Annotated in this window: 1 protein-coding gene; it reads right to left on the reverse strand. The window is 47.8% G+C overall.

Annotated elements, in window-relative coordinates:
• Nucleotides 1-128 precede the first annotated feature (128 nt).
• A partial coding sequence (locus R7Z49_RS24455; RefSeq protein ID WP_318112290.1) for a DMT family transporter occupies nucleotides 129-779 on the reverse strand: 651 nt, incomplete at its 5' end.

The following is a 779-nucleotide window of genomic DNA, read 5'->3' on the forward strand; positions in this document are numbered from 1 at the left end:
AACGTTATGCCATGCAGTTTTTATCTCACGTGGTTGCCTACGTAAGAACAACCTAGCGGCTTATTCGATTCTCGATACCAACAAAAAAACCGAGCACAGAAAGCTCGGTTTTTGTTTTGTAGGCTTTATTAAGCAACGTGTGCTTGTTGCTGCTCGTGCTCCTTTTGAGCCTGAAGCTGAGCATGTTCTTTCTGCTTGCGACGCTCGCGTTTCGATAGCCAGATCAGTGGCACCACGATCATCACCGTACCGATGGCCATGAAAATATCTGGTATTTCACCAAACCAAATAAAGCCAACGACAACCGCACCAATCAAACCGCTGTATTCTGCACTCGCGATTTTGTTGCTATCGATAGAACGATACGCCAGTACACAAGTCGCCGCATAGATCATAATGAACAAACTTGACCCTGCCGCGACAGGGAACGCGTCCCATTGCCAAGGTTGATCCTCAATAAGCACCAACAGCAACGCAACCGGAATACCGGCCAAGTTGGTCATCAGCAAGGTTTGCATCACTGATTGGTTTTTTGGCAACTTACGAATCAACAGATTGTTAATGGCTAACGTTAACGCGACCACAAACGCTGAGATTGCTGCCCAATCAATTTGATCCGGACGAATAATCACCAAGACCCCTGCAAATCCCATTACCGCCGCCGCGACCGATTGTTTAGATAGTTGTTCACCGAAAAAAATCGCAGCGAGAGGGAGCATGATCAATGGCGCGGCATAAAAGATCGCGTTCGCAGTTGCGAGCGGCAAAGATGAGATCGC

The sequence above is a fragment of the Vibrio sp. 1562 genome (genome assembly GCF_033340155.1).
In the GTDB taxonomy this organism is placed as follows: domain Bacteria; phylum Pseudomonadota; class Gammaproteobacteria; order Enterobacterales; family Vibrionaceae; genus Vibrio; species Vibrio alginolyticus.